Origin of the sequence: Sinorhizobium sojae CCBAU 05684 (genome assembly GCF_002288525.1) — a bacterium.
Lineage (GTDB): Bacteria > Pseudomonadota > Alphaproteobacteria > Rhizobiales > Rhizobiaceae > Sinorhizobium > Sinorhizobium sojae.
This window is the reverse complement of sequence record NZ_CP023067.1, coordinates 1,786,204-1,809,657: the sequence shown is the minus strand read 5'-3', so window position 1 is coordinate 1,809,657 and position 23,454 is coordinate 1,786,204. Positions and strand designations below refer to the sequence as shown.

The 23,454-nt window shown below is 63.8% G+C and carries 24 protein-coding genes and 1 pseudogene; 16 read left to right on the top strand and 9 right to left on the bottom strand.

Annotated features, from left to right (window positions below):
• Nucleotides 1–78: 78 nt before the first annotated feature.
• Nucleotides 79–1,101 carry a zinc ABC transporter substrate-binding protein ZnuA gene (znuA, locus tag SJ05684_RS08885; protein ID WP_034850493.1) on the bottom strand — a complete coding sequence of 341 codons (1,023 nt, stop codon included), beginning with the start codon at nt 1,099–1,101 and terminating at the stop codon, nt 79–81.
• Between the two features lie 153 nt (nt 1,102–1,254).
• Between znuA and SJ05684_RS08880 the strand changes: the two genes are divergently transcribed.
• From SJ05684_RS08880 to SJ05684_RS08870, 3 genes are read left to right on the top strand one after another with little or no spacing between them, the layout of a single operon-like run.
• Complete coding sequence (locus SJ05684_RS08880; RefSeq protein WP_034850491.1) at nt 1,255–2,163, top strand: metal ABC transporter ATP-binding protein; 909 nt, start codon at nt 1,255–1,257, stop codon at nt 2,161–2,163.
• Entirely contained in the window at nt 2,156–2,980 is an 825-nt protein-coding gene (gene znuB / locus SJ05684_RS08875; protein WP_034850489.1) for a zinc ABC transporter permease subunit ZnuB, read from the top strand. The genes SJ05684_RS08880 and znuB overlap by 8 nt, the downstream gene beginning before the upstream one ends.
• Complete coding sequence (locus SJ05684_RS08870) at nt 2,980–3,375, top strand: Fur family transcriptional regulator (protein WP_034850485.1); 396 nt, start codon at nt 2,980–2,982, stop codon at nt 3,373–3,375. The genes znuB and SJ05684_RS08870 overlap by 1 nt, the downstream gene beginning before the upstream one ends.
• Before the next feature lie 51 nt (nt 3,376–3,426).
• Here the strand turns inward: SJ05684_RS08870 and SJ05684_RS08865 are convergent, their stop codons facing one another.
• The 4 genes from SJ05684_RS08865 to SJ05684_RS08850 all read right to left on the bottom strand — a co-directional run bounded on the left by SJ05684_RS08865 (nt 3,427) and on the right by SJ05684_RS08850 (nt 5,811).
• On the bottom strand, nt 3,427–3,957 hold the full coding sequence (locus tag SJ05684_RS08865; RefSeq protein WP_034850483.1) for a gamma carbonic anhydrase family protein: 531 nt from the start codon (nt 3,955–3,957) through the stop codon (nt 3,427–3,429).
• Between the two features lie 92 nt (nt 3,958–4,049).
• Complete coding sequence (locus SJ05684_RS08860) at nt 4,050–4,736, bottom strand: fumarylacetoacetate hydrolase family protein (protein ID WP_034850481.1); 687 nt, start codon at nt 4,734–4,736, stop codon at nt 4,050–4,052.
• A 195-nt stretch (nt 4,737–4,931) separates the two neighbouring features.
• Nucleotides 4,932–5,138, bottom strand: coding sequence for a hypothetical protein (locus tag SJ05684_RS08855; RefSeq protein WP_034850479.1), 207 nt, complete (start codon nt 5,136–5,138; stop codon nt 4,932–4,934).
• Between the two features lie 433 nt (nt 5,139–5,571).
• Nucleotides 5,572–5,811 (bottom strand): DUF982 domain-containing protein, encoded by a 240-nt coding sequence (locus SJ05684_RS08850; protein WP_034850477.1) that lies wholly within the window; start codon nt 5,809–5,811, stop codon nt 5,572–5,574.
• Between the two features lie 311 nt (nt 5,812–6,122).
• Between SJ05684_RS08850 and SJ05684_RS08845 the strand changes: the two genes are divergently transcribed.
• Both SJ05684_RS08845 and dusA read left to right on the top strand, forming a co-directional pair.
• Entirely contained in the window at nt 6,123–6,371 is a 249-nt protein-coding gene (locus tag SJ05684_RS08845; protein ID WP_034850475.1) for a hypothetical protein, read from the top strand.
• Nucleotides 6,372–6,581: 210 nt separating this feature from the next.
• On the top strand, nt 6,582–7,709 hold the full coding sequence (gene dusA / locus SJ05684_RS08840) for a tRNA dihydrouridine(20/20a) synthase DusA (RefSeq protein WP_034850598.1): 1,128 nt from the start codon (nt 6,582–6,584) through the stop codon (nt 7,707–7,709).
• A 267-nt stretch (nt 7,710–7,976) separates the two neighbouring features.
• Here the strand turns inward: dusA and SJ05684_RS08835 are convergent, their stop codons facing one another.
• On the bottom strand, nt 7,977–8,189 hold the full coding sequence (locus tag SJ05684_RS08835) for a cold-shock protein (RefSeq protein WP_014764845.1): 213 nt from the start codon (nt 8,187–8,189) through the stop codon (nt 7,977–7,979).
• A 616-nt stretch (nt 8,190–8,805) separates the two neighbouring features.
• Here SJ05684_RS08835 and SJ05684_RS08830 point away from each other — a divergent pair.
• Nucleotides 8,806–9,393, top strand: a complete 588-nt coding sequence (locus tag SJ05684_RS08830) for a J domain-containing protein (protein WP_034850597.1) — start codon at nt 8,806–8,808, stop codon at nt 9,391–9,393.
• 293 nt (nt 9,394–9,686) lie between these two features.
• On the opposite strand, the gene SJ05684_RS29565 is transcribed toward SJ05684_RS08830, so the two are convergent.
• Nucleotides 9,687–10,340: a hypothetical protein gene (locus SJ05684_RS29565; protein ID WP_157747887.1), complete on the bottom strand. Its 654-nt coding sequence runs from the start codon at nt 10,338–10,340 to the stop codon at nt 9,687–9,689.
• A gap of 614 nt (nt 10,341–10,954) precedes the next feature.
• Nucleotides 10,955–13,876, bottom strand: a complete 2,922-nt coding sequence (uvrB, locus tag SJ05684_RS08820; RefSeq protein WP_034858374.1) for an excinuclease ABC subunit UvrB — start codon at nt 13,874–13,876, stop codon at nt 10,955–10,957.
• Between the two features lie 192 nt (nt 13,877–14,068).
• Here uvrB and SJ05684_RS08815 point away from each other — a divergent pair, with 192 nt between their 5' ends.
• Nucleotides 14,069–14,422: a DMT family protein gene (locus SJ05684_RS08815; RefSeq protein ID WP_034858384.1), complete on the top strand. Its 354-nt coding sequence runs from the start codon at nt 14,069–14,071 to the stop codon at nt 14,420–14,422.
• A gap of 112 nt (nt 14,423–14,534) precedes the next feature.
• On the opposite strand, the gene SJ05684_RS08810 is transcribed toward SJ05684_RS08815, so the two are convergent.
• On the bottom strand, nt 14,535–14,921 hold the full coding sequence (locus SJ05684_RS08810; protein WP_034858373.1) for an acyl-CoA thioesterase: 387 nt from the start codon (nt 14,919–14,921) through the stop codon (nt 14,535–14,537).
• 193 nt (nt 14,922–15,114) lie between these two features.
• On the opposite strand from SJ05684_RS08810, the gene SJ05684_RS08805 reads away from it, so the two are divergent.
• From SJ05684_RS08805 to SJ05684_RS08765, 9 genes and pseudogenes are all read left to right on the top strand, one after another.
• Nucleotides 15,115–16,929 carry a methyl-accepting chemotaxis protein gene (locus SJ05684_RS08805; protein WP_034858371.1) on the top strand — a complete coding sequence of 605 codons (1,815 nt, stop codon included), beginning with the start codon at nt 15,115–15,117 and terminating at the stop codon, nt 16,927–16,929.
• A 193-nt stretch (nt 16,930–17,122) separates the two neighbouring features.
• A pseudogene (locus tag SJ05684_RS08800) lies at nt 17,123–17,512 on the top strand (Kazal-type serine protease inhibitor domain-containing protein); the annotation flags it as partial.
• 317 nt (nt 17,513–17,829) lie between these two features.
• Nucleotides 17,830–19,059 (top strand): extensin-like domain-containing protein, encoded by a 1,230-nt coding sequence (locus tag SJ05684_RS08795; RefSeq protein ID WP_034858366.1) that lies wholly within the window; start codon nt 17,830–17,832, stop codon nt 19,057–19,059.
• Nucleotides 19,060–19,358: 299 nt separating this feature from the next.
• A complete protein-coding gene (locus SJ05684_RS08790) occupies nt 19,359–20,180 on the top strand; it encodes a sulfite exporter TauE/SafE family protein (protein ID WP_034858365.1) in 822 nt (273 codons plus the stop codon).
• A 351-nt stretch (nt 20,181–20,531) separates the two neighbouring features.
• Complete coding sequence (locus tag SJ05684_RS08785; protein WP_034858363.1) at nt 20,532–21,422, top strand: MBL fold metallo-hydrolase; 891 nt, start codon at nt 20,532–20,534, stop codon at nt 21,420–21,422.
• An 11-nt stretch (nt 21,423–21,433) separates the two neighbouring features.
• Nucleotides 21,434–21,763, top strand: coding sequence for a sulfite-sensing transcriptional repressor BigR (gene bigR, locus SJ05684_RS08780; RefSeq protein WP_034858361.1), 330 nt, complete (start codon nt 21,434–21,436; stop codon nt 21,761–21,763).
• Nucleotides 21,763–22,170, top strand: coding sequence for a YeeE/YedE family protein (locus SJ05684_RS08775; RefSeq protein WP_034858383.1), 408 nt, complete (start codon nt 21,763–21,765; stop codon nt 22,168–22,170). Before bigR ends, SJ05684_RS08775 begins: the two co-directional genes overlap by 1 nt.
• Nucleotides 22,167–22,613 (top strand): YeeE/YedE family protein, encoded by a 447-nt coding sequence (locus SJ05684_RS08770; protein ID WP_034858359.1) that lies wholly within the window; start codon nt 22,167–22,169, stop codon nt 22,611–22,613. Before SJ05684_RS08775 ends, SJ05684_RS08770 begins: the two co-directional genes overlap by 4 nt.
• A complete protein-coding gene (locus SJ05684_RS08765) occupies nt 22,598–23,371 on the top strand; it encodes a sulfite exporter TauE/SafE family protein (protein WP_244426713.1) in 774 nt (257 codons plus the stop codon). The genes SJ05684_RS08770 and SJ05684_RS08765 overlap by 16 nt, the downstream gene beginning before the upstream one ends.
• Nucleotides 23,372–23,454 lie beyond the last annotated feature (83 nt).

The following is a 23,454-nucleotide window of genomic DNA, read 5'->3' as shown; positions in this document are numbered from 1 at the left end:
TCGTTGGTTAATGTTATATCATTACGTACGACTGCCGTGGAAAAGGCGGGCTGCGCCCGCCTTCGCCAAGGTGGCTCCTCAGCTTGCCGAGGAGAGGCAGGTCTTGAGCGAAGCGCCGATCCCTTCCATCAGGTGGAAGTAGAGATCCGGGCCGGCATCGAGCGATCCACCTTCCGGGTCCAGCGTACCGGATTTCGCCGGCGTGCCCTCGAGCACGACATTGACGAGCTTCGGTTCGAACTGCGGCTCGGCGAAGACGCAGGTCGCGCCGAGTTCCTCGATTTTGGCGTGGATCTGCGAGAGCCGCTCCGCGCCCGGCAGCACCTCCGGGCTGACGGTGATCGAGCCCGCGACCCGCACATGATAGTGATGCTCGAAATATTGATAGGCATCGTGGAAGACGACGAAGGGTTTGTCCTTGATCGGCGCGACCGTCTCGGCCAGGCTCTTGTCCAGCGCGTCGACGCGTTGGTTGAATGCCTCCAGATTGGCCTTGTAGGCGGCGGCATTGTCCGGATCGGCTTTGGCCAGGGACTTTTCGATCTCCGCCGCCATGGCCTTGGCGTTCATCGGATCGAGCCACATATGCATGTCGAACTCGCCTTCGCCATGATGATCGTGTTCGTGCTCGTTCTCGGCCGCTTCCTCTTCTCCGGCATGGTGATCGTGCCCCTCGTGGCCGGCTTCTTCGGCGTGGTGGCCTTCTTCTTCATGGCCCTCATGGGCATCGTCATGCGCTTCGAAGGCGCCGCCTTCGCGCAACTTCAACTTCTCCACCCCTGGCGCTTCGCTGAGCTCCACCGCCTTCGCGCCGCTGCCGAGTGCGTCGAGCGGCTTGTCGAGGAAGGCCTCGAGCCCGGGTCCGATCCAGAACACCACATCGGCCGCCTGCAGGGCGGCGGCGTTCGAGGGCTTCATGCTGTAGGTATGCGGCGAGGCGCCGCCTTCGACGATCAGCGACGGCTCGCCGACGCCCTGCATGATCGAGGCGACGAGCGAGTGAATGGGTTTGATGGAAACGACGACGTTCGGGGCGTCCGCCAGAGCCGGAGACGAGAGGAGGACGGTGGATGCAAAGAGCAGGGCGGGCGTCGATTTCATCGGTAACTCCGGATTGGTTTCAACTGGCTTGGCACCCGCGAGATTTGCGGGAGCTGTGATATTGTGCAGATGGTCGTGTAATGTTATTACATCAATTGCGTTATGCTATAACGTGTGCGATAGCCAGAGGCAACCGTCGAAATCGGAATTTTTATGCTGAACTTCCACTCCCAGGAGAAGACGACACTCGTCAGGCTGAGCAATGCCGGCGTGCGCCGCAACGGGCGCTGGCTCGTGCGCGGCGTCGACTTTTCGATCAGCCGCGGCGAGATCGTCACCCTCATCGGCCCCAATGGCTCGGGGAAATCGACGACGGCGAAGACGGCGATCGGCATCCTGAAGCCGGACGAAGGCAGTGTCGAACGCATGACCGGCCTGAAGGTCGGCTATGTTCCGCAGAAACTGTCGGTTGATTGGACCCTGCCGCTCACGGTCGAGCGGCTGATGACGCTGACCGGGCCGTTGAAGGGACGCGAGATCGAAGAGGCGCTGTCGGCAACGGGCATGCTGCACATGGCAAAGGCGGAGGTGCAGCACCTTTCGGGCGGCGAGTTCCAGCGGGCGCTGCTGGCGCGCGCGATCGCCCGCAAGCCGAATCTGCTCGTTCTCGACGAGCCGGTGCAGGGGGTCGATTTCTCCGGCGAGATCGCCCTTTACGAACTGATCAAGCAGATCCGCAACCGTACCGGCTGCGGCATCCTGCTTATCTCGCATGACCTCCATATCGTCATGGCGGAGACCGATACGGTGGTGTGCCTGAACGGCCATGTCTGCTGCCGCGGTACGCCGCAGGCGGTCAGCCAGAGCCCGGAATATCTGAAGCTGTTCGGGGGCCGCGCCGCCGGTGCGCTTGCGGTCTACAGCCACCACCACGACCATACCCACCTGCCGGACGGGCGGGTGCTGCATGCCGACGGCAGCATCACCGACAGCTGCTTCCCGGGCGACGGCCATCATCACCACGACGAGGCCGAAAACATCCACGACCACGATCCGGATTGCGGCTGCGGCCATCATGCCCGGCTCAATGGTTTCGAGGGGACGGAGAAGCGCGATGCTTGACGACTTCTTCATTCGCGCGCTCGTCGCCGGGATCGGGATTGCCCTGGTGGCGGGCCCGCTCGGCTGCTTTGTCATCTGGCGGCGCATGGCCTATTTCGGCGACACCATGGCGCATTCGGCGCTGCTCGGTGTCGCCCTTTCGCTGCTCCTCGAACTCAACCTGATGATCAGCGTCTTCATCGTTGCTTCCATCGTGTCACTGCTCCTGCTTTTCCTGCAGAGGCGGGGCGCGCTGTCGACGGACGCGCTGCTCGGCATCCTGTCGCATTCGGCGCTCTCGATCGGCCTCGTCATCGTCGCCTTCATGACCTGGGTCCGGATCGATCTTATCGGCTTCCTCTTCGGCGACATCCTCGCCGTCTCGAGGAGCGACATCGACATCATCTGGGGCGGGGGCATTCTGGTGATCTTCGCGCTCGTCTATCTGTGGCGGCCGCTGCTCGCGGCCACCGTCAATCCGGAACTGGCCGAGGCGGAAGGTCTGAAGCCGGAAAGGGCGCGGCTCTTCTTCATGCTGCTGATGGCGCTGGTGATCGCGATCGCCATGAAGATCGTCGGCATATTGCTGATTACCTCGCTGCTGATCATTCCCGCAGCGACCGCCCGCCGCTTCGCCGCCTCGCCGGAAATCATGGCCGTGTTCGCTTCGCTGATCGGCGCGCTCGCGGTCGCCGGCGGTCTTTTCGGATCGCTCCACTGGGATACGCCGTCGGGACCGTCTATCGTCGTCGCGGCGCTGGCGCTTTTCGTGCTGAGTCTCCTGCCTCTCGGTCGGGGCCTGCGCGCATCACATTCCTTGCGCGGAGGACAGAATTGATGAGCATGCCCCAACTGACGAAAAACCAGTCGCTGGTGCTGGGAGCGCTCTCCCACTCCGACGGTCCGATGAGCGCCTATACGATCCTCGACAAGCTCCGGGACCAGGGCTTCCGTGCACCGTTGCAGGTCTATCGCGCGCTTGACAAGCTGCTCGAATACGGCCTCGTGCACCGGCTAGAAAGCATCAACGCCTTCGTCGCCTGCTCCTGCCCGCACGAGCACGAGCACGACCACGGCGTCACCGCCTTCACCATCTGCGAGGGCTGCGGCCAGGTGACGGAGTTCCACGACGACACGATCGAGCAGCGCCTTGCAGCGCTGGTGCGCGCCCGGAGCTTCAAGACGGAAAAGACGACGATCGAGATCCGCGGGCAGTGCAAGAGCTGCGCGTGAGGCGGGCTAGAAAGCCGGAGGGGGTAGGCGCCCGACCGGCATGCGCGCCGATCAATCCAGCCTTCTCAGCTGCGCAGCATAGTGCTGCCAGTTCTTCACATAGTGGTCGGCGGAGCGTCTCAGCCGTTCGACGGCGGCGTGGTCGAGCATGCGGATCGCCTTTGCAGGCGCACCGACGATCAGCGAGTTGTCCGGGAATTCCTTGCCTTCGGTCACGAGCGCATTGGCTCCTACGAGGCAGTTGCGGCCGATCTTGACGCCGTTCAGTATCGTTGCGCCCATGCCGATCAGCGAATTGTCGCCGATGGTGCAGCCGTGCACGATCGCCCCATGGCCGACAGTGCAGCCTTCGCCGATCGTCACCGGAAAGCCGGGGTCGACGTGGATGATAACGGCCTCCTGGATATTGGTGCGCGCGCCGATGCGGATCGGCTCGTTGTCGCCGCGCAAGGTCGCGCCGAACCAGATGCCGACATCCTCGCCGATCTCCACCTGGCCGATCAGATTGGCATCGGGCGCGGCCCAGTAGCTGCCTTCCGGCGGCGTCTTCGGCTGCAGCGGTCCGAGGGCGTAACGTGGCATTCTCTGTCCTTTCTTCTCTACAGCGCCGCGCGTCTTTTCAAGCGTGGCCGATGCGCTGGAAGAGGCGGGTGCGGCCCGTCCGTTGTATACGCTCAGATGATCTTGACGGAGAGCGAGGCGACGCCGTCGACGCCGCCGGTGACGACATCGCCGCGCACCACGGCACCGACCCCCGCAGGCGTACCCGTCATGATGACGTCGCCCGGCGCAAGGGTAAAGAGGCGAGAGAGTTCGGCGACGATCTCCGGCACGGTCCAGATCATCTGCGCGAGATCGCCCTGCTGACGGATTTCGCCATTGACCTTGAGCCAGATGCCGCCGCTTGCCGGATGGCCGATCGCCGTTGCCGGCGTAAGCGCCGAGATCGGCGCGGAATGCTCGAAGGCCTTGGCCGCCGTCCAGGGGCGCCCGGCCTTCTTCGCCTCCGCCTGCAGGTCCCGGCGGGTGAAATCGATCCCGACGGCGTAGCCATAGACATGCTCGAGCGCGTCTTCGGCACGGATGTCGATGCCGCCGCTCCTGAGCGCCACCACCAGCTCAACTTCGTGATGCACGTCCGAGGAGCGCGGCGGATAGGGGAAATCCTTTCCAGGCGGCAGCAGATTGTCGGCGTTCTTCTGGAAGAAGAAGGGCGGTTCGCGGTCCGGGTCGTGGCCCATCTCGCGGGCATGGTCGGCATAGTTGCGGCCGACGCAATAGACCCGGCGCGCCGGGAAGGCCGCGGCGCTTCCCGCTATCGGCAGCAGGACGGGCGGGGCGGGCGGTATGATTGTTTCCATGATTGTCCATTCTCGGCTGCGCCCTGCACGGGAGCCGGCGCAGTTCCAGTATCAGGAAATCGGAACGCTACGGCACCGGTCGTGCCGGAATGGGCGCGTGGTGCCGTAGCGAATCTTCGAGAAGGAAGTTAGCAGCCGGAAAGGCTGCCGCAATAGGTAAACTTATGCGCAGGGTGAACGGGCGCTCGCCTGTTTTCAGGCGTAGCGTGCATAGTCTTCAAGTTGGTCACGGGTCAGGAAACGGCCGTCCGAGCGCGAGTTGAGATCCGGGTGGCTGTATTCAAGGCTCGGCACATCGGGAAGTTCCAGCGCCTGACGTACGGTCATGATACCGAGGTCCTTGCGGCCGCTGTCGCGCCTGACGCTCACTTCTACGATGCGACGGAGATTGCGTTCAGTCATGTGTCTCTCCCGTAGATTATTTTTTTGTCCCTTTTGGTCCGGAGTCAAACACCCCGAACTTGTTCTTTATGAGGCACCTCAGAACTATAAAGTCGATAAATGAAGGTTTGACGACGGAAATGGGACGCTTTCGCGGAGATTTCGGGTCATGTCACGATCAGGCCGCGAGAAACCGCGGCCATGAACGAAAGTAATTGCTCTTCAGATTGCGACATCGCTTATATTAGAAAGCGCTCCCCGCTTCAAGCGAATGCATCGATGGCGACGTTTAATACTACTTATCCGGTGCGAATTATAATACAAATACGGGCTTCACCGCCCATGGGAAAGCGTTTTGGGAACAATCATGGATCGGCGTGCAAGGATATTGAACGAGCCACCGGCAACCCCGAGCGCATCCGGTAAGATGTCCAGCGCTGCAGGCGGCCGGAATTCAATGCGCCGTCAGATGGGCTTCCTCGGCGGCGAACATGAAGAGCCTTCTTGCCTCGTCGGGCGTCCGCCGGCCGGCAATGGCCGCGCGGCAGGCGCTGCGGGCGGCGACGTAATAGGGACCGCGGTGCGGCCACTGCCCGGCAAGGCAGGCCAACGCGTCGGACGGCCCCTTCACCGTGCGCACGTCGCCGCTGGTCAAGTCGAGTTCGATAGGCTGGCTCCACAACACTTGCTGCATTCTTCTCCTCCTCGGGGCGCCGACGATCGGAATGACCGTCTATCGCCGAAGTTGATATTTTACCGCCAGGCGGGGCGGGGGGCTGCGTCGCTCCTCGACCACACGAGCCCTTATGCAAGAACGTCTTCGGCCAAGCCCAGGTTCCGCACAACTCCCCCGCGCGGGATCGGGCCAGGTGCCCCAATGTAGCGCAGGAATGACGATTTGTCCGCAATTTTACCGCGAATGTAAGTCGCGGCGAAAGCCCCTAAATTGCCGGGGTTCAAAGCGCTTGGCAGTCGGCTAATATCTCCCCTGCTGGGGAGAGTGGTATGATAGCGATTTCAGATATTCGATTGACCTGGTTGCCGTTGCGCAACGGCACTTATTGCGCCATGCTCGGCCGTCACGAAGTCGCCTTCGTCATGAGGCGCGAGTCGGCGAGTGATTGGGCCTGGCGGATTTCGCATTGCAACGGCACCTCGCAGACCGGCTTTAACTATGCGCCGACGCTCGAAGGTGCGAAATCGGAAGTACTGGCCGGCATACAGGACTGGTTCCGCCAGGCCGGCTTCGAATAATAGAAAGCGTCCGATCGCGTCCGTCGGCTGGCGCCTGCCTGCGACCGGCTGGAATTGTCGCGGGCATGGTTATATATGAGCCGAACAATTCGGCCGTGCCTTGCCGGCTCACCCGTCGCTGCGGCAATTCCGCGTCTTCGCATCTTGCCGAAGCGGGAGCAGCGGCGACGACAGGATATGGCGGAACCAGACGTGACGACCGACGCAATCATGCCCGCCGCGGCGGGACAGTATTTCAAGGCCCCGGTCTTTGCCGTGGCACCTATGATCGATTGGACCGACCGCCATTACCGTTTCTTCGCGCGGCAGCTGTCGCGCCATGCGCTGCTCTATACCGAGATGATCGTCGCCGATGCGATCCTGCGGGGCGACCGGGAGAGGCTGCTCGGCCATGACGCCAGCGAGCATCCGCTCGCACTGCAGCTTGGCGGCAATGATCCGGCGAAGATGGCGGAGGCGGCGCGGATCGCCGAAGGCTTCGGCTATGACGAGATCAACATGAATGTCGGCTGCCCGTCCGATCGGGTACAATCCGGCACCTTCGGCGCCTGCCTGATGCAGGAGCCGGCACTGGTCGCCGAATGCGTGGCGGCGATGAAGGCGGTGGTCAAAATTCCCGTCACCGTCAAATGCCGCATCGGCGTCGACGACCAGGACCCGGAACTGGCCCTGCGCGATCTCGTCGCCCGTGTGAAGGATGCCGGGGCGGATGCCGTCTGGGTGCATGCGCGCAAGGCCTGGCTGCAGGGTCTGAGCCCGAAGGAGAACCGCGAAATCCCGCCGCTCGACTATGGCCTCGTGCACCGGCTGAAGGCGGAAAACCCGAATCTTTTCATCGGTCTCAATGGCGGTCTTCAGACGCTGAATCAGGCGCTTTCGCATCTCGATCCGTGCTCGCTGCCGGCGGAGGTCCCGGTGGCGGAGCCGGCCGGGGACGGCGCGCCGCTCGACGGCGTCATGCTCGGCCGCGCCGCCTATCACGACAGCGGCCTGCTCACGGCGGCGGACGGCTATGTTGCGCATCCGCTGACCGGTGCGTTACCGGCGCCGATCGCGGCGGACGCCCTGTCCGATCGACACCACCGCCTGTCGCTCGAATACTGGGCGTGTGTGCGTGACGCCATGGCGGACTACGCCGCAGCCCATCTCGACAAGGGCGGCCGTCTGATCCACGTGACGCGCCACATGGTCGGCCTCTTCCAGGGTTGGCCCGGCGCGCGGCGCTATCGTCAGATCCTCTCCGCCGACGCCACAAGCAAGGGCGCCGGGCCCGAAGTGATCCACGCCGCTTTCGACGCGGTGTTCGGGGCCGTGACGGCGCGCCAGGCGGCGGAGTAGGAGTGCTTCTCGCTTTGCCCCTCTCCTCCGGTTTAACCGAGGACCAACCCTCTCGGCGCAAGCGGGGAGAGGGTTAGGGCAGAGCGTTGCCGCGAGTCTCCTTCGCCCCCTGAGCGGGGAGAAGGTGGCCGGTCCACCCTCCGCAGCTGCAGCGCAGCAGCTGCGGAGGACGGGCCGGCCGGATGAGGGGCCTTTTCCGAGCCCCACATAACGAAAAACGGCGCCCCTCGCGAGGCGCCGCTTTCCAGAAATCAGAACGCGTCCGGCTCAGATGGCCTGGAGGTTCACGGCCTTCGGGCCCTTGCCCATGCGATCCGGCTCGGTGTCGAAGGAAACCTGCTGGCCATCCTTGAGCGTTGCGAGGCCGGCGGCCTGGACGGCGGAGATGTGGACGAAGACGTCCTTCGCGCCGCCGTCCGGCGTGATGAAGCCGAAGCCCTTGTCCTGGTTGAAGAATTTAACGATGCCCTTGGTGGCCATGGAAGAAGTCCTTTTCCTTCAGTCTGTCAGTTGCCGCAACCCAGCGATTACGTATCACGCTTCGGCTGCTTTAGGTAGTGTGTTCGTGCCCCCGAAGGGATACGAACCGGTCGTCTTCAGCGTCTTACCGCGCCGCGCGTTCTGGAATACCCGGAACGATCGCTGTAAGAATTAGGACCGCCACATGGATTTTCCAGTCCTGGAATCATGCGAGCAGCGCTGAAAGGCGTCGAGTGGTCACGATATCGGGGAAAAGACGTCTACGATGCCGCTTGCGGCAGACCCGGCAAGGGCCGGGGTCGATACGAAAGTCCAGTCTCCGGGATTGAAATCGCCCGAACGGCGATAGCAGTGGCAGCGTTTGCGGGAAAAGGCAAGAGGAGAATTTACCCGCGCTGGCGAACGCCGAAAAGCCCGGCGCCGCGCCGTTTCTCCGGCTCCTCACACGCGTGAATGGTGCACGGCAAATCCCGTGGATTGCCTCGTTTCGACCACATTTTCGTCGCGAGGCTCTTGTGAGCGTGGCGTTGCCGGCGCGGGGTTGCTGCCGGCGCGGCGAACCGGTAGGTCTGGACCGGTTTATGGAAGTGAAATCGATGAAGAGCAGGTGGCCGGCGTGATCGATCCCTATGCCCTCCTTGGAATTGAGCGCGACGCCGACGAGCGGGCGGTCCGGTCGGCCTATCGCCGCACGGTGAAGACGGCGCATCCCGACCGCGGCGGCGATGCCGAAGCCTTCGGCAAGCTGCAGGCGGCCTATGAATTGCTCAAGGATCCGGTGCGGCGCAAGGTCTATGACGACACCGGCTACGATCCCCAGCTCGCCGACCCGAAGGACCTCAAGGGCCTGATGATGCTGGAGACGCTGGTCAACGAGTTCATCCTCGACGAGCGCGAACCCGGCAGCTTCGATCCGGTCGCGGCGATGCGCAGAAAGCTCTCTGACGATATCGTCAAGAACCGCTTCCACATCCTTGAACTGGAGCGCCACCGTTCCCGCGTGCGCAAGCACCTCGACCGCCTCGGCCGGCGGCCGGAGACCGACGTGCTCGGCTCGATGCTGCGCGCCCGCAGCCAGTCGATCGCCGAGGCGATCAAGAATGCCGAGGCGCAGATCGAGGCGATCGAGCAGGCCTATTCGATGCTCGAGGGCTATTCCTATGAGCTGGAGGCCCTGGAGGTGAAGGCAAACGCGGCGGAGTAGAGCGTGCCCATGCGTCCTGTCGATGGCCACGCCGCTGGCCGGTTGTTTTGCCTCGTAGCGCCGGTCTGTCAGACGCTCAGGTCGCGACAGTAACGAACTGGGTTTCGCTGCTCTTTCCGCCCCAATCCTGTGACGAGCACAGGATTGGGGAAGAGGCACCGCCTGCAAACATCCGAAAATCGGGCCGAGTTCCGGCCGATGCGCCAGGGGCCGCCGAGGCGGTTCGGTCGGCCCTGCGTCTCACGTCCCGGGCTACGGCATCTTCATAAGCGAGCCGGAGCCGGTGCGCTTACTCACGAGTCCCCGCCGTCGCCGCCATCGCCACCGCCCGAGCTGCCGCCGCCGCCGGCACCGCCTTCGCCGCCGCTAGCGCCGCCGCCACCGGCATCGCCACCGTCGCCACCGTCACCGCCGCCATCGGCGCCGCCACCGCCACCGCCGCCGCCGCCGCCAGCGCCGTTGCCGTCACCGCCGCCATTGCCGTCACCATTGCCGTCACCATTGCCGCCGTTACCATCGCCGCCGTTACCATTACCTCCGTTACCATTGCCGCCATTGCCATTGCCGCCGTTGCCGTCGCCATCTCCGTTCCCGTTGCCGCCGCCATTACCGTTGCCGCCGCCATTGCCGTTGCCGTCGCCATTGCCGATTCCGCCGCCGTCGTCATCGGCACCGCGGTCGGTGGTCGTCGATTGCAGCGTGTTGCGAATGAGGGTCGTGGTCAAAGGCGGACATTGCGCCAGCTGCCTGGGGGAGAGGATCTCGACCCGGTTGAGGGCAATGCAGCAAAGCTCATAATTCGCCTCCGTCAGGGGGCTGCACTGCGCCGCTGACAGAATGGGGCGCTCGACCGCCTGGGCGTTCGCCGGGATCGCTGCCGTTGAAAGAAATCCAGCCGACATCAGCGCCAGGCCAGTGCTCGTAAAAAGGGTTTCTAGGGCTCTCATTTTTGCTCTCCATAATTTAGTATATGCTTAAATTACAAAATGGCAGGAATGTTCCCTGGGGGGCAGCGAATAGAGAGGATGGTGAGATGCGCGCGGCGCCGAGGCGGACAGGAAGCCGGTCGCGCAAATTATAGGCGTCGATCGTGTCCAGCAAGGAGCAGAAGTTGCCGCCGTTGCGGCGAAACGAGTTCATTCTCGACGAGCACGCGCCAGACAGCTTCGACCCTGTCGAGGCGATACGCTGAAAACACCCGACGATCCGTCAGGAACCGCTCTCACATCCTGGAACTGGAACGCCACCGCTTCCGCGTGGGCGAACATCGACCGCCCTCTGACGGTGGTCGAACCGTGTGAAATACCTTGAGCTAAAGGAAAAAGCGGAGTTTGAGGATGCGTTTTCGAAGGCGTTAAAGCTGAAACCTGCAACTGGTCTCGGTGCCCGAGCGATGTCGTCGAGCAAGAAGTCGGCGAAGTGAAGTAACTCCTAGATGGTCTCCCCACAAAGGGGAGATTGGGCTAGGCAAGCCTTCGCTGCTCTCCTTGGACTTCCTCGAATGAAGGGCGACGCTGGCCGAGGCAGGATATTCGGATGAACAGGATCGGCGGCCTGCCGCTTACCGGCCCGGCCGCCCCGTCTTCCCCTTCGTCCGCCCCTTGCGCCGCTTCTCCTCCGCCGGGTCCTCATAGGACCCGATGCCCGGCTTGGCACGGTTGAGAACCGGCTTTTCCGGGACCTTGCCGGCGACCGGCTTCTCGGTGCGGCCGACGGTCATCTCGTCCAGCGAATTCTTGCGGAACAGCGAGCGGCCATCGCCGGCGGGGATCGCGACATCGCGGCCCATCTCGTCGAGGTCGGGCTTGCGGAAGAGGGGGCGTTCCGTGTCGGTGCCCGGGCCCATGTCGTCGAGCGAGGGTTTGGCGAAGTAGGACGCGGTCTTTCCCTCCCCCGTGTGGGGAGGGTGGCCCGAAGGGTCGGGAGGGGCTTTGCCCGGTGTGCTTGTGGCGCCCTTGGTGCTCCGCTTTCCGCCTTCCTGATTCTTTGCCTCTTCGCGCGCCATCGGATCGTCCAGCACGGCGAGTTCCGCGGCCTTGAGGCGCTTGATCTCGTCGCGGATCCGGGCGGCGGTTTCGAAGTCGAGGTCGGCGGCGGCGTCGCGCATCTGTTTTTCGAGCGCATTGAGATGCGCCTGCAGATTGTTGCCGACGAGGTGGCCGGCCGCGGCGAAGCCCTTGCCGGCGACGCCGGAGATGTCGGCGCGGACGTGGTCGCGCTCGTAGACCGAATCGAGGATGTCGGAGATCTTCGCCTTCACCGATTCCGGCGTGATGCCATGCTCGGCATTATAGGCCATCTGCTTCTCGCGGCGCCGGCCGGTCTCCTCCATCGCCCGTTGCATCGAGCCGGTGATCGTGTCGGCATAGAGGATGACCTTGCCGTCGACGTTGCGGGCGGCGCGGCCGATCGTCTGGACGAGCGAGGTTTCCGAGCGCAGGAAACCCTCCTTGTCGGCGTCGAGGATGGCGACGAAGCCGCATTCGGGAATGTCGAGGCCCTCGCGCAGGAGGTTGATGCCGACCAGCACGTCGAAGGCGCCGAGCCGCAGGTCGCGGATGATCTCGATGCGCTCCAGCGTGTCGATATCGGAATGCATGTAGCGCACGCGGATGCCCTGTTCGTGCAGATATTCCGTCAGGTCCTCGGCCATGCGTTTGGTCAGAACGGTGACGAGCGTGCGGTAGCCAGCGGCCGCAGTGGCGCGGATCTCGCCGAGCACGTCGTCGACCTGAGTCTTGGCCGGGCGTACTTCGACCGGCGGGTCGATGAGGCCGGTCGGTCGGATCACCTGCTCGGCGAAAACGCCGCCGGACTGCTCCAGCTCCCAGCCGCCGGGGGTAGCCGAGACGGCGATCGTGTCCGGCCGCATCGCGTCCCATTCCTCGAAGCGCAAGGGCCTGTTGTCCATGCAGGAAGGCAGGCGGAAGCCGTATTCGGCCAGCGTCGCCTTGCGGCGGAAGTCGCCGCGATACATGCCGCCGATCTGCGGAATGGTGACGTGGCTCTCGTCGATGAAGATGATGGCGTTGTCCGGGATATATTCGAACAGCGTCGGCGGCGGCTCGCCGGGCTTGCGGCCGGTCAGGTAGCGCGAATAGTTCTCGATGCCCTGGCAGGAGCCGGTGGCTTCCAGCATTTCGAGATCATAGCGAGTACGCTGCTCCAGCCGCTGCGCCTCGAGCAGGCGGCCGGCCCTTTCCAGTTCCTCGAGCCGGAAGGCCAATTCCTCCTTGATCGCCTTGATGGCGGTGTTCAATGTCGGGCGCGGCGTCACATAGTGCGAGTTGGCGTAGATCTTCACCGATTTCAGGTCGCCGGTCTTCTGGCCGGTCAGCGGGTCGAACTCGGTGATCGCGTCGATCTCGTCGCCGAACATGGAGATGCGCCAGGCGGCATCCTCCAGGTGAGCGGGGAAGATCTCGATCGTGTCGCCGCGCACGCGGAATGAGCCGCGCTGGAAATCCATGTCGCGGCGCTTGTATTGCTGCGCCACCAGGTCGGCGAGCAATTGCCGCTGGTCGAGCCGGTCGCCGACATTCATCTGGAAGGTCATCGCCGTATAGGTCTCGACCGAGCCGATACCGTAGATGCAGGAGACCGAGGCGACGATGATGACGTCGTCGCGCTCGAGCAGCGAGCGCGTCGCCGAGTGGCGCATGCGGTCGATCTGCTCGTTGATCGAGGATTCCTTCTCGATATAGGTGTCGGAGCGCGGGACGTAGGCTTCCGGCTGATAGTAATCGTAATAGGAGACGAAATACTCGACCGCGTTGTCCGGGAAGAAGTTCTTGAACTCGGAATAGAGCTGGGCGGCGAGCGTCTTGTTCGGCGCGAGGATGACCGCGGGGCGCTGCGTGGCGTCGATCACCTTGGCCATGGTGAAGGTCTTGCCCGAGCCGGTAACGCCCAGAAGCACCTGGTTGCGTTCGCCGGAGGAGAGACCTTCGACGAGATCGCCGATCGCCGTCGGCTGGTCGCCGGCGGGCTCGTAGTCCGATTGCATGCGGATGGCAATGCCGCCCTCCGACTTGTCCGGCCGGTGCGGGCGGTGCGGCGTCCAGAGCTTTCCGTCCTTAAACAGCGGATTGCCGCTCTCGATCAGCCTGGCCAAGGCTTCGACCGTGGCGGTGACGCCGGAGCCTGCACTGAGCTTGTCCGCATCCTCCAGCGCGACATCGAGACCGGCGACCGGGTTGAGCCCGGCGGCGGCGCGGGTCTTCGGATCGGTCGAACCGCCCATCGAGGTACCGCGAGCGGATTTGGAAGCGGAAATCTCCACCTTCTTGCGGTGTTTGCCGGCCCTGGAGGCGACTTCACGCCGGTTCTCGAAAGTGGACGCTTCCGCCTCCGCCTCCAACTGCTTCACCCAGTCGGAGACGTTGCCTGAGAGCGGCGTGCCGGAAAGCGGCGCCTGTGGGGCTTCTTCGAAACCGCTCGGAGCCGGTGATTTCTTCGGAGACTTTTTGGGTTCCTGGGCCATGGCCGCGAATATGGAGAGACTCCGCTCGAAAGGGAAGGGGGAGGGAGTACAAAAGGGAAACGGTGCGATGGGTTTTCCGGGGTTTGCTGCACAGGCGTGAGGGAGGCAGGGATTGTGCCATCAAGTCCCTTGCCGCCGCTATTTCCGCTCGGCATCGTCCACGATGTCGATTCGCTTCCTCCCGAGGATTCCATGCCCTTCGCCATTAATGCCGCCTATGTCTGGCCGGTTCTGCTGCTGCTCGCTTCAAACGTGTTCATGACTTTCGCCTGGTATGGGCACCTGAAGTTCTCCCATTCGCCGCTCTACGTCGTCATCGTCGCGAGCTGGGGCATCGCCTTCTTCGAATATTGGCTGGCGGTGCCGGCCAACCGCATCGGTCACACCGTCTATTCGGCGGCGCAATTGAAGACGATGCAGGAGGTGATCACGCTCACCATCTTCGTCGTCTTCTCCGTCTTATGGCTGAAGGAGCCGATCGGCTGGCACCAGCTCATCGGCTTCGCGCTGATCGCGGCGGGGGCGTCGTTTATATTCAAGGGATGAGGGGTGAGGGCTGCGGTTTGCCCCTCATCCGCCCTCCCGGGCACCCTCTCCCCGCATGCGGGGAGAGGGCTAGGTGAGGGGCAATCCCAAGACGATGCAAGTGTGGAAAGCCCTATTCCTCAGGGACCGGCGTGGGTTTTCCGTTGCCATCGAGCGCCACCATCACGAAGATGGCGTCGGTGACCTTTTCCATCACATGCGAGAGATAGCGCTGTGCCCAGGCCTCGACCTTCAGCGTCATCGAGGTGCGGCCGACCGTGACGATATCCGTATAGATGCAGAGCGTGTCGCCGATCTTCACCGGCAGGGCGAAGGCCATTTCCTTGACGGCGGCGGTGACGACGCGGCCGCGGGCGCGCTCGGCGGCACGGATGCCGCAGGAGAGGTCCATCTGCGCCATCACCCACCCACCGAATATATCGCCGGCGGCATTGGCATCGCCCGGCATCGCCAGCGTACGCAAGGTCAGTTCGCCGTTCGGCTTGATCACTGCAGTCATTCCGCCAGTCTCCCTGTTTCACCCGGAGGTTTAGCGCAGGACCGCTGGCGCAGGAAGAGGCTCCGACTGCCGCGGCGTCCATCGCCGAATCGAAGTCGATCCTAATATTTTGGGGGTTTTGTTAGGATATTTGCAAAACCCTTCTTCTATCCTGCAGGCTCTGAGTGGGGGAACTTTCTCGTTGGAGGCACTAATGAAGAGATTTTCGATTGCCGCGCGTCTCTATGCGCTGGTGGCCGTTGCGCTGCTCGCCATGGCGGCCGCTCTGGTGTTCGGCCTGTTCGAGGCTGACAAGCAGCTGGTAGCCGAGCGCAAGGCGATGCTCGCGGCGATGAACGACAATGCGATCGCGATTTTCGAGTCCTATCACAAGCTCGAGGTCGCGGGGACGATGTCGCGCGAGGAAGCACAGCAGCGGGCGCTCGAAGCCATCAAGGCGATGCGCTACCAGGACAGCGGCTATTTCTGGGTCAACGACATGCATCCGACGATGGTGATGCATCCGATCAAGCCGGAACTGGATGGCAAGGACCTCTCCCAGAACAAGGATCCGCACGGGAAATTCCTGTTCGTCGAATTCGTCAAGACCGTCCAAGCCCAGGGCAAGGGCTTCGTCGATTACCACTGGCCGAAACCGGGCGCCGATGAGCCGGTGCTGAAATATTCGCATGTGGCCGGCTTCAAGCCGTGGGGCTGGGTGGTCGGCACCGGTGTCTATGCCGACGACCTCGCGGTGGTGTTCCGCAACGGAGCCCTGGAGGTGGTCGCGCTTCTCGCCGCGGCCGGACTGGTGACGATCGCCGCAGCTCTTGCAATCGTGCGCAGCGTCGTGCGTCCGGTCGGCCGGCTGATGACTTCGATGCGGGCGATCGCCGACGAGGACGTTTCCGCCGAAGTTCCGGAAACCGACCGCGGCGACGAGATCGGGCAGATGGCGAAGGTGCTCGTCGTCCTCCGTGATTCGGTCCGGGAGCGGCTGGATCTGCGCTCGCGTGAAGCGGAGCAGCAGGACCGGCTGGACGCCGAACGGCGCGGCAACGAGGAGCGCCAGCGCTCGACGGCCGCGGCGCAGGCCGAAGCGATGGACACGATCGGCGCGGCGCTGGAGCGGCTAGCTGCCGGCGACCTCACCGCCGAGGTCGCGCGCATCGCGCCGGAATACGGTAAGCTGAAGGACGACTTCAACGCGGCCGTCTCTGCGCTGCGCGACGTCGTCCGCGCCATCTCGCATTCGACCGAAGTGGTTTACGGCAGCGCCGGCGACATTTCCGAGGCGGCGAACAACCTGGCCCGCCGCACGGAGCAGCAGGCCGCCGCCCTGGAGGAAACCGCGGCCGCGCTCGACGAGATCACCTCGACCGTTCGCCACGCGTCCGACCGGGCGAACGAGGCTCGCGACATGGTCAACGAGACCAAGGCGAGCGCGGCGAAATCCGGCGGGATCGTGCGCAATGCCGTCGATGCCATGGGGCGGATCGAGAGCTCTTCCAGCCGCATCAGCCAGATCATCGGCGTCATCGACGAGATCGCCTTCCAGACGAACCTGCTCGCCCTTAATGCGGGCGTGGAGGCAGCGCGGGCCGGCGAGGCAGGGCGCGGCTTTGCGGTCGTCGCCCAGGAAGTGCGCGAACTCGCCCAGCGCTCGGCCGGTGCCGCCAAGGAGATCAAGGAACTGATCAACGCCTCGGTCCACGAGGTCGGTGCCGGCGTGGAACTCGTCCGCTCGACCGGCGACGCGCTGATGGAGATCGAAACGCTCGTCAACCGCGTGAACGAGCAGGTCGCCTCGATCGCCACGGCCGCCCGGGAACAGGCGACCGGCCTCCAGGAGGTCAACACGTCCGTCAACAGCATGGACCAGATGACGCAGCAGAATGCGGCTATGGTCGAGGAGACGACCGCCGCAAGTCAGATGCTGGCGCAGGAAAGCCGCGAGCTGAAGTCTCTTCTGCAGAAATTCCAGCTGCAGGAGCAGCCGCGACAGACGGGCTACGTCAAGGCCGCCTGACAAACGCTGCTGGCACGTTCGAAAATCCGGCCCGCGTTCGAAAGAACGCGGGCTTTTCGTTGGAGCCGAATTCGCAGGGAACCGGTTGCCGCGTTCCGTGTTCGGCTGGATTGCATCCAAAAGTTTTGACAGGATGCCAAGGGCAACCGGGCCGAGGACGAATTCGGTCTCTCGCCCCGCCGAGGAGGATACGATGTCGACCTTTGAACTTCTCGCGTCGCCGCGCGGTGCCGCCATTCTGCTGTCGCTCGGGCTTCTTTCCGCCTGCACGGTGGTGGTGGAGGAGCCGCGTCCCGGGCCAAGGCCGCTGCCGCAGGTTTGCACGATGGAATATGCCCCGGTTTGCGGCCAGCGCGGCGATCTGCTGCGCACCTTCCCCAATGCCTGCCACGCGCGTGTCGACGGCTTCCGTGTCGTGCATCGCGGCGCGTGCCGCGTGGATTTCCGTCCGGTGACGCCGCGGATATGCACCCGCGAATACGCGCCGGTCTGCGCCGTGCGGGGAAGGCGGATCGAGACCTTCGCCAATGCCTGCATGGCTCGGGTGGACGGGTTCCGGATCCTCTATCCCGGCGAATGCCGCTAGCGCGGGATAAGGAAAAGTGTGCTCGCTCTTCCGCCCGCATCCCGCGCCAACTTCTTGGAGTTGGACCCGCTTATGATTTAGGTCGATCCCACCTGAAATCATCGTGATCCAAGGGACGTCGCTTAAGACGGGCAGGATAGCGCAACCGGCGGGTGGGGGCGCAAGGCTTCGTTTACCCTGTTCGCATAAAGTCGGCCGGAAAGACAGTTTTCCGGCCGCGTGCCCGCATGGCGACATAGCCGGCGTTCACCTTCGGGCCGTGGGGCGCATCGGCGGAGCGCAGAGCCTCGCCACGGACGAAGGCGGCAATGGGTATGGCGTATGTTTCTCTTCTCCACCGGCCCTTCACGGCGCTGCTTCTCTCCGCTTCCCTTGTCGCCTGCACGACCGACATTCTTTCGCCGCCGGCGAGGATCGATTCGGATTCCAGGGTCGGCGCCATCAGGCCGAGCCGTGTGCTGCCCAATCCGGAGCAGGAACTGACCGCTGCCTATCCGGCGGCGCCGGTGCCGAGCTTCAGCGAGGCGTCGGATGCCGGATTGCCGGTCGATCCGGCTGGGCCTGGGGCGCTGCCGATGATCGACAGCGAGCCTGCGGCAACGATGACGGCGAGCGCCGGTCCGATGAGCATTCCGCCTGAAGGCGTGAATATGGATGCGATGCTCGGCGTCGAGCCGGTGGTCGGGCTTGCCGAGGAGCAATCCGACCAGATCGCCGAGGCCGCCACGGCGCAGCCGGTGGTGGGCGGAATCGGCGGGGATACTGTGCGCCAGCTCGGCGGACCGGCGGCACCGCCGGCCCCGCAACAGGCGGACCTTGGCTACGACCCCGACCTGCCGCCGCTGGCGCCGGCGCGGAGCTCGACCGGTTCCGTCGAGACGACGCGTTCCCCCGTAAAGCAGCGGGGGCCGCGGCGCATCGAGGAGCAGCAGGTCGCCTTCCTGCCGCGCGCCCGTAATCCGCTGGCGGCGCCGGACTATACTGGTCGGATGCCGGCCTCGGAAATTGCCTGCCGGCAGCAGTTGAAAAAGCTCGGCGTCGTCTACCGCGACCTCCCGCGCATCCATGACGGACCGTCCTGCGGCATTGACTATCCGGTCGAGCTCAGCGGCCTTTCCGGCAACATCGATGTGAAGCCGGCGGTGAAGCTAAACTGCCAGGTTACGGCGGCTTTTGCGAAGTGGGTGAAATATGAGCTCGCGCCGTCCTCGCGCTATCGCTACTGGTCGGGGGTCAAGACGATCCGGCCGCTCGGCGGCTATTCCTGCCGCACGATGAACTCGCGCCGGGGCAATCCGATGTCCGAGCATGCCCGCGGCAATGCGATCGACGTCGGCAAGTTCGTGCTGAAGAACGGCAAGAAGATCGATGTGCGCAAGAAAGGCCTCTTCGCCTTCCGCGAGCGTGGGCTCCTGAAGGCCGTGCGCGCCGATAGCTGCAAATATTTCAACACCGTGCTCGGCCCGGGTAGCGATCGGCACCACAAGGATCACTTCCACTTCGACTTGAGGACGCGCAAATCCGGTTACCGGCATTGCGATTAGTGCACCTGTGCAGCCGTCTTTGGGAACGATACGCATCAATACAAGGACATGAAGCGGGTTGCACGAGTACGTCGAGTAGCTTGACCGCGACGCGCTTTTGAGCGGACAAAAAAAGGCCGGCGGGGTGCGCGGGCCGAAAGGCCCGGAGCTTGTTACAGGGGAAGGCTCCGGTGCAAATCACGGGAGCGAGGTCGCTCCAGCGGCTCCAAAGTGATTGAAAAGCATCACCGTTTCATGACAGTGGTGGCGTTTCAAAACGGGCCACGTCCGTTGCCCGCTTCAGCGCCCTGGGATATTTCATGCCGCCGATTACGGAACTGATGATGTTCGCGCTGGCGCTGGCTGCGGCCGGCGTGGTTGCGGGTGTATTGGCCGGCCTGTTCGGCATCGGCGGCGGCGCGATCCTGGTGCCGGTCTTCTATCAGGTCTTCGGCCTTCTCGGCGTCGACGATGCAGTGAGGATGCATCTGTCCGTCGGCACGTCGCTCGCGATTATCGTGCCGACATCGGTGCGTTCCTTCCTGTCGCACTACCGGCGCGGGGTCGTCGACATCGATCTCTTGCGCAACTGGCTCGTCGCCGTGCCACTCGGCGCCATTCTCGCCACCGTGATAGCAGCCTATGTCAGCAGCGAAACGCTGCGGCTGATCTTTGCGGTGATCGCCCTTGCCATCGCCTTCCGGATGATCTTCAACCGGGCAAGCTGGCGCATCGGCGCGGATCTTCCGAATAATCCGGTCAAATGGCTGGTCGGCGTGGCGATCGGTGTTCTCTCCGGCCTTATGGGGGTCGGCGGCGGGGTGCTGAACAACACCTTCATGACCCTCTACAGCCGGCCGATCCACCAGGCGGTCGCGACTTCTTCCGGGGTCGGCGTACTGATCTCGATCCCGGGCCTGTTCGGCTATGTCTGGGCCGGTTGGGGCGAGGCGGGTCTGCCGCCGCTTTCGACGGGTTTCATCAATTGGATTGCCGTGGGGCTGATCATCCCGATCACGCTCCTGGTCGCGCCGGTTGGGGTGGCACTCGCCCATGCCATGGGCCGGCGCCAACTCGAGGCCGGCTTCGGCATCTTCATGACGCTGATCGCGTTCCGGTTCTTCTATAGCCTCTATGGCTGAGCAGGTTCCGCAAAAGTGTGTCACGGTTTTGCGATCAGAACCTGCGGCAAAACAAAGGAATCTAAGCAGGCATTCGTGGGGAAACCCGCGAATGCCTGCTTAGCGCACGGTGCCGAAAGCCGGCCCCGATTCTCGCAAGGCACGAATCATAGGCTCAATGCGGCTTTGCCTGCGCGCCGCTGCAACACCAATTTTGATCGCGGGTGGGCCAGCGGCCGTGCGATAATTCTTGCTTTCAGCGCTCCGTTACAGGCGCGGCGGTCAAATTGCCGCAGCCCCGCAACGGACTTGTTCAGGCAATCAATATACAATATATTTAATTGTATATTGATAACGTAAACGGAGGCACCAATGCCTGCAGCAACGACTTCGAGGCCGGATGTCAAAGGCTTTTACGAGGAGCGTACGGGCAGCATCCAATATGTGGTTTCGGATCCGCTGACCAAGCGCTGCGTCATCATCGACCCGGTGCTCGACTTCGACGAGAAGTCGGGCGCGACCGCGACGGTGCAGGCGGACCGGATCCTCGACTACGTGGCCGCAAAGGGGCTGACGGTCGAATGGATCCTCGATACCCATCCCCATGCCGACCACCTCTCGGCCGCCGCCTATCTGAAGGAAAAGACCGGTGCGCCGACCGGGATCGGTTCGGAGGTGGTGCGTGTTCAGAGGCTTTGGAAGGGCATCTATAATTTGCCCGAACTCGAAACGGACGGGTCGCAATGGGACCACCTCTTCGCCGACGGGGAGCGCTTTTCGGTCGGCTCGATCGGTGGGTACGTCATCTATTCGCCGGGTCACACGCTCGCCTCGATCACTTATGTGATCGGCGATGCCGCCTTCGTGCACGACACGATTTTCATGCCGGACAGCGGCACGGCGCGTGCGGATTTTCCCGGTGGCGATGCGCGGCAATTGTGGCGCTCGATCAGCAGGATCCTTGCCCTGCCGGAGGAAACCCGCCTCTTCACCGGGCATGATTATCAGCCGGACGGCCGCGAGGCGCGCTGGGAGAGCACGGTCGGCGAGGAGAAGCGCTCCAATCCGCATCTTGCCGGCATGAACGAAGATGGCTTCGTGGAATTGCGCGAGGCGCGCGACAAGACGCTGCCGATGCCTAAGCTGATCCTGCATGCGCTGCTGGTGAATATACGCGCCGGACGCCTGCCGGAACCGGAGTCGAACGGTGCCCGCTATCTGAAGTTTCCCCTCAACGCGCTGCAGGGCGCGGCATGGGACTGAAAGGAGTAAGCATGGCACGTGTGATGAAGATCCCGGATATCCCTCCGGACATGGGCGAGCGGGCAGGCGAGGCGGCGACGCTCCTGAAGACGCTCGCCAACCACAATCGGCTGATGATCGTCTGCACGCTGGTGGAAGGCGAGTATTCGGTCAGCCAACTGGAAGAGATGCTCGGCATTCATCAGCCGACGCTTTCGCAGCAACTGACGGTGCTGCGCGAGGCCGGCTTCGTGGCAACGCGGCGTGACGCCAAGCATGTCTTCTACCGGCTGACGGACGACAAGGCCGCGCGGCTGGTGATGGCGCTCTACGACATCTTCTGCGGTGAGGACAGGAAATGATGGCGACCTATGCCAGCGGATTGCTGGGTGGAATGTTGATCGGACTCTCGGCCGTGGTTCTCGTTCTGGCAAACGGCCGGGTTGCGGGCGTCAGCGGCATTGCCGGACGTCTGTTGCAGGGTGTGCAGACGGCGACCGGCACCGCCTTTGTCATCGGATTGAGCCTGGGGCCGGTTCTCTACCGCCTGGTCCTCGGCGAGTGGCCCCCGGTCGTACTGGCGGCGTCCTGGCCGATCGTCGTCGCGGGCGGGTTGCTGGTCGGCTACGGATCGCGCATGGGCTCCGGCTGCACCAGCGGCCACGGCGTCGTCGGTCTCGCCCGGCTTTCGCGCCGGTCCATGGCGGCGGTCGGCACCTTCATGGCCACGGCAGTCGCAACGGTCTACCTGATGGGGTTTTTCCAATGAACAGGAACGCAGTCTATCGCGTTGCCGCGGCCCTCGCCTCGGGCGTGATTTTCGGTCTCGGTCTTTCGATTTCGGGAATGCTGAACCCGGCCCGCGTGCGCGGCTTTCTCGACATAACCCGCGACTGGGATCCGACGCTCGCCTTCGTGCTCGGGGGCGCCGTGATCGTATCGGCGGCCGGCCTGGCGCTGGTGCGCCGTATGCCAAGGCCGCTTCTCGATGATCGGTTCTACCTGCCGGAGACGCGGGTGATCGACCGGCGACTCATCGTCGGCTCGGCGATCTTCGGCGTCGGCTGGGGCATGGTCGGGCTCTGCCCGGGGCCGGCATTGGCATCGCTGTCGCTCGGTCTTCCGGCGACGGTCCTCTTCGTCGCAGCAATGTTCGCCGGAATGGCAGCGCATGATCGTCTGCAGGGAGCGCGGCCGTGGCAGCGGGTATGATGGCGGCCATCGCCTCCGGAGGGCTTGTCGGGTTTTCGCTGGGACTGCTCGGGGGCGGGGGCTCGATCCTCGCCGTGCCGCTCCTCATCTACGTGGTCGGCGTCGGCGGAACGCATGTGGCGATCGGCACGAGCGCTCTTGCCGTTTCGGCGAGCGCGCTGGCGAACTTTGCCGGTCACGCGCGAGCCGGACACGTTTGGTGGCGCTGCGCCATTGTTTTCGCTCTCGTCGGCACAGTGGGCGCGCTTGTCGCATCCTCCGTGGCCAAGACGGTCGACGGCGAAAAGCTGCTCTTCCTCTTCGGTCTCGTCATGGTCGCTGTCGGCCTCGCCATGCTGTGGCCGCGGCGCGCGGCGAAGGCTGAGCCGCGTCCGGTCGATGCGCGTATGTGCTGGCTGACGGCGGCCGTGGCTCTGGCGACGGGCGCGCTCTCCGGCTTCTTCGGCATAGGCGGCGGTCTCCTGATCGTGCCGGGGCTGATTGCCGCGACCGGAATGCCGATGATCAATGCGATCGGCTCGTCGCTTCTTGCGATCAGCGCCTTCGGCCTGGCGACGGCGCTGAATTATGCCGCGTCCGGCTTCGTGAATTGGACGGTTGCCGCGGAATTCATCGGCGGCGGCGTTCTCGGCGGTGCTGCCGGCATCATGGCGGCCCGGCGGATGTCGTCGCGCAAGGGCGTTCTCAACCGCCTTTTCGCGGTACTGGTATTGTGCGTTGCCGGTTACGTTCTGCTGAAGGGCACGGGCGCTGCCTGATACGTTGACGGAGCGTCACCGCAAAATTTGCCCGGGACGGGCTGAAAATCTGCGTGAATCGGCCCATATAGAAGCGGCACTCC

Coding starts and splice junctions, on each gene's coding strand:
- SJ05684_RS08845 (WP_034850475.1), top strand. CDS start 6,123: ATGATAGCGATTTCAGATATTCGATTGACCTGGTTGCCGTTGCGCAAC.
- dusA (WP_034850598.1), top strand. CDS start 6,582: ATGCCCGCCGCGGCGGGACAGTATTTCAAGGCCCCGGTCTTTGCCGTG.
- SJ05684_RS08815 (WP_034858384.1), top strand. CDS start 14,069: ATGCCCTTCGCCATTAATGCCGCCTATGTCTGGCCGGTTCTGCTGCTG.
- SJ05684_RS08805 (WP_034858371.1), top strand. CDS start 15,115: ATGAAGAGATTTTCGATTGCCGCGCGTCTCTATGCGCTGGTGGCCGTT.
- SJ05684_RS08795 (WP_034858366.1), top strand. CDS start 17,830: ATGGCGTATGTTTCTCTTCTCCACCGGCCCTTCACGGCGCTGCTTCTC.
- SJ05684_RS08835 (WP_014764845.1), bottom strand. CDS start 8,189: ATGGCCACCAAGGGCATCGTTAAATTCTTCAACCAGGACAAGGGCTTC.
- SJ05684_RS08860 (WP_034850481.1), bottom strand. CDS start 4,736: ATGGAAACAATCATACCGCCCGCCCCGCCCGTCCTGCTGCCGATAGCG.
- znuB (WP_034850489.1), top strand. CDS start 2,156: ATGCTTGACGACTTCTTCATTCGCGCGCTCGTCGCCGGGATCGGGATT.
- znuA (WP_034850493.1), bottom strand. CDS start 1,101: ATGAAATCGACGCCCGCCCTGCTCTTTGCATCCACCGTCCTCCTCTCG.
- uvrB (WP_034858374.1), bottom strand. CDS start 13,876: ATGGCCCAGGAACCCAAAAAGTCTCCGAAGAAATCACCGGCTCCGAGC.
- SJ05684_RS08855 (WP_034850479.1), bottom strand. CDS start 5,138: ATGACTGAACGCAATCTCCGTCGCATCGTAGAAGTGAGCGTCAGGCGC.
- SJ05684_RS08865 (WP_034850483.1), bottom strand. CDS start 3,957: ATGCCACGTTACGCCCTCGGACCGCTGCAGCCGAAGACGCCGCCGGAA.
- SJ05684_RS08770 (WP_034858359.1), top strand. CDS start 22,167: ATGAACAGGAACGCAGTCTATCGCGTTGCCGCGGCCCTCGCCTCGGGC.
- SJ05684_RS08785 (WP_034858363.1), top strand. CDS start 20,532: ATGCCTGCAGCAACGACTTCGAGGCCGGATGTCAAAGGCTTTTACGAG.
- SJ05684_RS08870 (WP_034850485.1), top strand. CDS start 2,980: ATGAGCATGCCCCAACTGACGAAAAACCAGTCGCTGGTGCTGGGAGCG.
- SJ05684_RS29565 (WP_157747887.1), bottom strand. CDS start 10,340: ATGAGAGCCCTAGAAACCCTTTTTACGAGCACTGGCCTGGCGCTGATG.
- SJ05684_RS08790 (WP_034858365.1), top strand. CDS start 19,359: ATGCCGCCGATTACGGAACTGATGATGTTCGCGCTGGCGCTGGCTGCG.
- SJ05684_RS08810 (WP_034858373.1), bottom strand. CDS start 14,921: ATGACTGCAGTGATCAAGCCGAACGGCGAACTGACCTTGCGTACGCTG.
- SJ05684_RS08775 (WP_034858383.1), top strand. CDS start 21,763: ATGGCGACCTATGCCAGCGGATTGCTGGGTGGAATGTTGATCGGACTC.
- bigR (WP_034858361.1), top strand. CDS start 21,434: ATGGCACGTGTGATGAAGATCCCGGATATCCCTCCGGACATGGGCGAG.
- SJ05684_RS08850 (WP_034850477.1), bottom strand. CDS start 5,811: ATGCAGCAAGTGTTGTGGAGCCAGCCTATCGAACTCGACTTGACCAGC.
- SJ05684_RS08880 (WP_034850491.1), top strand. CDS start 1,255: ATGCTGAACTTCCACTCCCAGGAGAAGACGACACTCGTCAGGCTGAGC.